Raw genomic sequence first — 5,494 nt, 5'->3', positions numbered from 1 at the left:
GATCTCAGCCAAATCGTCTAGATCTTTTGTCAACATTACCTAGGCTCATAATAAAGACCAACACGAACACTGCTTATCGTTTTGCCTCAAATATGACATTAAATGGTCTTGCCAAGGGCGCCTGATACCCACCAGCGTAATTTCTACGCGCAATCCCGCTTTCAGCGGGGGATGGTAAGCTGAATATACCAAAACTTAGAAAAACACTCATGTCTGCTTTGCCTGCGTTCCTGCAACGCTTGTATGTCTTCCATGTAGGCGAAAAGCGTCTGTCCGTTCATGTATCACCAAGTAGATATGCTATTTTGAGGGGGACAGACGGTCTACTTCAGGAACAAAGGTGGCAGTAAAAGATAAATTATTGAGGAAATTGCATTATCTGGAATCGATCTTTTGACAATTAATAAATTCTCCTAGTATTAATTTGTGATCTTTAATTTGGTTCATTTGCGAGAAAATATTATGGTAGACCTTAGGCAGAAACTAATATCGAAATATACCGAGATTTTGAAAGATGCAAATCCGTTATTGGTATTTAGCGAGCTTCGATCGACATCAGATTACACAGGGTTCTCGAACCTTTTTCTGCCTGATGTTCCAATAGAGTGGACGCCAGGGAAGCGTGTTTTAGTAGTCGGGCGTGAGACGCGTGGATGGAAACCTGAAAATCCTATAAATCCCGCTGATGGGCTGCATTGTTGCATCCAGAAGCTTATGGAAATGCACGAAAAGCACTTCAACAATATGATGGCACGGCGTGGAGAGCGCGGGATGCGCTTTTTTAATTTCGTAAGAAACGTGGCAGCAATTACCGGTAAAGGGAATGTTGCCTGGAGCAATATTTTTGCGCTTGATTGGAAAAACGGCATCCCGACAGAAGCCAAGACCCCGCATTATTCAGCTCTGAAAAAACTCTCTGAAAAACTATTAAAGGCTCAGATCGAAGTGTTGGAGCCGGACGTCATCGTTTTCGCTTGCGGCAACGCTGGAAACATCGTCCGAAGAGAGTTCTTTCCTACCAAAGGAGAAAATGCCGTTTGCTTTGATGGTCGTACGTTTGAACATACTCCGAATAAATATCTTTGGTCTTTTAAGCTGTATGGAAAAATTCAATGCTTTCGTCTTGGCCACCCTTCAAGCCGAGGTGAAGCGCACCAAGCAGCGCGAAAAAAGGTCCTCCTTGAAATCCAATCCTATTTGAATACCAGCCATTTCTCATTTGGCGCACAGGAAGTGATTCCTACCGAATGTTAGCAACTCAGTTAATTCGTGTCCGCAAAGAGGGCGATTACAGCCTGTGTGCTCCATTTCGGTTAAACCGACAGGGATTTTGCGCGTCAAACCGCTTATCGCCTGGGAGGTACAGGCGGCCATTCCAGAACCTCTATCTGAGCGGCAGAAAGAGGTCTGCGATCGCTTCGTGCTCGGGCACCTCTGGAAAGAATGTGATGCGCTGGCAGTAGAGGGGGAACTCGCGGGCTTCCTCCCCGCTTTGCGGAAGCCAGTCGCGATAAAGATAGAGAGCCGCGTTTTCCAGATCGTCGGTATTACCTACGACCCGCAAGGCGGCGCACCTCCCGCCTGGAATGGTGCTGGACATAATGCCCTCATTGCCTGCTTCGAAGACCCGTTCAGTCCCAACGCATAAATCCAGTCTGTAATCGCTCGGGCTTGTAGCCCGCGGGTCACAACGGAATATGTTGAACGTCTCGCTATTCCGCGGCACAAGCCCGACCGTTTTTCGCCATCTGATGAACCGCTGAATAGTCGTCCCGATCGTGGCGGGAGGCCCAAGATGCTCCATGATCGCCACCCGAATGGGTGACACCTCTCTAATGGTCACATCACTGGTATTGAAAATCTGTTGCATGAGCTTGTTCCTCGCATTGATGAGGGGCCCGAAGGCCGCAAGCCACGGCTCCCAATCAGGAGATTTTCGGAACGACGACGGCGACTGTCCGAACCGTTGGCGAAAAGCGCGGGCAAAAGCATCGGGGGCGTCGTAACCGGCATCCATCGCGATCTGCGTGACGCTCTGATCGTCACGATAAGCCAACCGGAACGAAGCGCGCTTCATTCGGTTAAGCTGAATGTAACGATGAACTGACAGTCCGAAGGTCGCCGTGAACTGCCGGTGGAAATGAAACTTCGAGAACGCTGCGACCTTACTTAATGCTTCGAGGTTCAGCTGATCGTCGAGATGCCGGTCGATATGATCGAGCGCCCGCTTCATTCTGGCATGGTAGGTTTGGAGTGCTGGCGTCACTATCGGCTCCATCGTGGCGACAGTATCTAGACATGTGGCTGCAAAGACCGCCCGACCGATCTTGCGGTTTCTGCATTCATGAACAGCGTATTCTCTTGATGGGGTAATGATCCATTTGCCCGTCTTCCGAAAGGAATGTGGCGTGTTCAGCTTGCGCCTGTGCCATCAGGAGATGGTCAAACGGATCACGATGATGCAGGGGCAAAGACATCAGGATCTGCAGGTGCTCAGACTGTATTGGCAGCAGAGAGAAGCCTTCCGCAGGAATGGCTACCAGAATATCGTTCATATCCGCATCCAGCTTTCCGATACGGATTTTGATCGCAATCTCCCAGAGTGACACGATACTCACCAGAATATCGTGGGCCGGATCTGCAATGATCTCCCGTGCAGTCTCACCCAGCCGGTCGGAGTCCGAAAGCCACCAGAGCAATGCATGCGTATCGAGTAGAACCTTCACAGGTCGTGTTCCATACTTTCAAGAACGTCGAGAGGTGTCTGATCAAAATCTTCGCTCATTCTGATCCGCCCGCGAAGAGCTCCCGGCTGACGACGGGGGCGATAGGAAGGAGCCGGCGGACGTAGTTCAGCGACAACCTGGTCGTGAGACGTCACGAGGATCGTACTGCCCTGTCTGACCTGACGCAGATACGCTGTCAGATTTCCCCGGAACTCCCGAACACCGATTTTCTGTGGGATTGGCGCGTTATCTGAGAGATGCTCGCTCATGATCTCCTCCTTGTGTGTCATCATACCATGTACACAGAAGGAGGAGGTAGAGAATTCCTGATGCCTATTCGATTTCAGAGATCCGTGGCTTCCGACAGTGCCAGAGCGTCCTCGACGTCCACCCCAAGGTATCGAACCGTACTATCCAGTTTTGAATGACCCAGCAGAATCTGCACCGCCCGGATATTACTGGTTCGTTTGTATATCATGGCCACCTTAGTCCGGCGGAGCGAATGAGTTCCATATTCCCCCGGGATCAGTCCCACCGCCTGAACCCATTGATCCAGAAGCCGGGCGTATTGCCTTGTGCTCAGATGAGCTTTGGGGCTTAGGCGACTGGGAAAAACATATTCATTCAGGCCGCCACCTCGGTGTTCCAGCCAGGTTCGCACGCTTTCCCGGGCTGTTTCTGTAATTTCGAACTGTACAGGTCGCCGAGTTTTCTGCTGAACGACCATGGCTCGGTGACGTACCTGACCGCTGGTCACGATGTCGCCAATACGAAGGCTGACAAGATCACAGCCTCTGAGCTTACTATCGAGAGCAAGATCAAACAAAGCCTTGTCTCTGACACGCTGTTCGCTCCCCAGCCAGAACCGAATAGCCCAGACGTGCTTTTCTTTGAGCGCACGCTTGGCACCAACCATTTTTCCTGCGTTCCAAGGCACGGACGCTTTTAACGTAGGCGATGGAAAACGAGTTTTCTTCTCCATGATATGTCCTCCTGATCAGCTGCACATGCAGCAATCAGCAGTTTGGAGGAGGATAGTGACCGGTAAAGGCTTATCCCGCCCGTCCGCTTTCGGATAAAGACTGATCTAATCTTACGGAATTACCACAGGTCTACCAATCACCTGCTCATCAGAGATTCTGCAGGAGGATATCCGCCAGTCCCCGGGCATTATCGATCATCAGAAGATGACCGCCCCCGATGCCAAAGACATGATCGCCTGGATTGCCGCGCAGAGCCTCGTACCAGCCATTTTTGGGATGGGATGCCCGTCCAGGCTGTAAAGGGCGTCGTCCGGGATGCCCCCCGGACGACGCCGGACCAAGCGAGTAGTGATCTCTTCAGAGCGGTCAGTTCCCGACCCACCGCTGGACGGCAAATCGAATACGGCGAACCTCACGAACCATGACGAACGCGGGTAGTTAAAGGGTAACGCTTTATCAACAGTGCCTGCGTGGAAAGTCATGCGGCGACGCCCCGGCACGGAGAAGATCATGATCTCGCCTTATGTAATCAATATACCTGACAAACGGCTTGCCACGATCAGGGCCAGTGTCGAAGCCTATGACTGGAGCCAGCTTCCGGATGCGGGTGGCTGGTCTGCAGGCGTCGGGATTGAGGATCTGAAGCGGCTCGTCGCCTACTGGAAAGACAGTTACGACTGGCGTATGGTCGAGCAGCATCTTAACAAGCTGCCCAATTTTACGACCGACATAGAAGGCGAGCCTCTCCACTTCCTTCATGTGAAAGGTGATGACTCCAGGCCACCTGTCCTTCTTCTCCACGGCTGGCCAGGCTCGTATCTTGAGTTTGAGAAGCTGTTAGAGCCCCTGGCCGCGGACGGACATGACGTTGTCGTTCCCTCCCTCCCCGGCTTTGCCTTTTCCAATCCGATCACTGGTGTCATAGGCCCGCGACGGGCCGCCGAACTTATGCACGGATTGATGGTTTGTCTGTTCGGGCAGACCCGCTATGTCGTCCAGGGGGGTGACTGGGGTGCACATATCGCGAGCTGGATGGCCTATACACATCCTGACGCCTTGCTCGGCTTCCATATCAACATGATGAGCATCTTCGCCGAGGACGCTATTCCGACCACCCCGAAGGAAAAGGATCTGTTCTCCCGGCGCGCCGTGATTCTCGACCGGGAGACCGGCTACAATCACGAGCAGGAAACGCGCCCACAGACACTAGGTGTTGCTTTGGCTGACAGTGCAGTGGGCGCGGCCGGCTGGATACTCGAAAAGTTTGGAAAATGGGCAGACCTCCCGATGCTCGCCGATGGCAGTCCCGACATCTGGAGCAGGTTCTCGGAGGAGAAGCTGATCACTAACATCATGCTCTATCTCGCGCCCTCAGCAGTCGTGACGGCGACATGGATTTATCATGGCAAGCGCCTGGAGGGTTCCGACCGGTTTCCCCCCAAAGCAGATGCTCCTCCTACAGGTCGATGTTTCGAACATTCAATCCATCAGGGGACAGCCGCTTAATTTCATTCAAACGATATCAATAGGTTCCAGTTCTCGGTTTCATTGCCGTTGGCACGCCATGACTCTAAGTAATTGATTTTTCAGACAATTTTTTGCAGGTTTTTCGGCGTGTGGCACATAACCGTGGCACATGGGAAGACATTGCTTGGCAACGCCATATATGACCCGTCGAGGCATTGGCTGGTATCTGAAAATCCGTATCCCGGCAGACCTACGTCCCATCCTGGGTGAACACCTTGTCCGTTCGCTCCGCACCAGCGATAAATCCACCGCCCAAGC

General features: G+C 52.3%; 7 protein-coding genes. 3 read left to right on the top strand and 4 right to left on the bottom strand.

What is annotated here, in order from left to right; genetic code table 11:
* Positions 1-462: 462 nt before the first annotated feature.
* The gene (locus B7444_RS15585) at positions 463-1,254 is read left to right on the top strand and encodes a hypothetical protein (protein ID WP_146911447.1); all 792 of its coding nucleotides are present in this window, start codon (positions 463-465) and stop codon (positions 1,252-1,254) included.
* 130 nt (positions 1,255-1,384) lie between these two features.
* On the opposite strand, the gene B7444_RS15580 is transcribed toward B7444_RS15585, so the two are convergent.
* The 4 genes from B7444_RS15580 to B7444_RS15565 all read right to left on the bottom strand — a co-directional run bounded on the left by B7444_RS15580 (position 1,385) and on the right by B7444_RS15565 (position 3,708).
* On the bottom strand, positions 1,385-2,266 hold the full coding sequence (locus tag B7444_RS15580; RefSeq protein ID WP_146911445.1) for an AraC family transcriptional regulator: 882 nt from the start codon (positions 2,264-2,266) through the stop codon (positions 1,385-1,387).
* A gap of 76 nt (positions 2,267-2,342) precedes the next feature.
* Complete coding sequence (locus tag B7444_RS15575; RefSeq protein ID WP_007283301.1) at positions 2,343-2,726, bottom strand: type II toxin-antitoxin system VapC family toxin; 384 nt, start codon at positions 2,724-2,726, stop codon at positions 2,343-2,345.
* Complete coding sequence (locus B7444_RS15570; protein WP_007283300.1) at positions 2,723-3,019, bottom strand: type II toxin-antitoxin system Phd/YefM family antitoxin; 297 nt, start codon at positions 3,017-3,019, stop codon at positions 2,723-2,725. Before B7444_RS15570 ends, B7444_RS15575 begins: the two co-directional genes overlap by 4 nt.
* A 50-nt stretch (positions 3,020-3,069) precedes the next feature.
* The gene (locus tag B7444_RS15565; protein ID WP_035729288.1) at positions 3,070-3,708 is read right to left on the bottom strand and encodes a tyrosine-type recombinase/integrase; all 639 of its coding nucleotides are present in this window, start codon (positions 3,706-3,708) and stop codon (positions 3,070-3,072) included.
* Positions 3,709-4,219: 511 nt separating this feature from the next.
* On the opposite strand from B7444_RS15565, the gene B7444_RS15555 reads away from it, so the two are divergent.
* Both B7444_RS15555 and B7444_RS17505 read left to right on the top strand, forming a co-directional pair.
* Positions 4,220-5,215: an epoxide hydrolase family protein gene (locus B7444_RS15555; RefSeq protein ID WP_048855226.1), complete on the top strand. Its 996-nt coding sequence runs from the start codon at positions 4,220-4,222 to the stop codon at positions 5,213-5,215.
* Between the two features lie 130 nt (positions 5,216-5,345).
* Positions 5,346-5,494 (top strand): DUF6538 domain-containing protein (locus tag B7444_RS17505; RefSeq protein ID WP_373277520.1); only part of this gene is annotated, 149 nt, incomplete at its 3' end.

Source organism: Gluconobacter thailandicus F149-1 = NBRC 100600 (assembly GCF_000964465.1).
Taxonomy (GTDB): Bacteria; Pseudomonadota; Alphaproteobacteria; order Acetobacterales; family Acetobacteraceae; genus Gluconobacter; species Gluconobacter thailandicus.
Note: the sequence above shows the minus strand (reverse complement) of the source record. Positions and strands in the feature narration are given on the sequence as shown.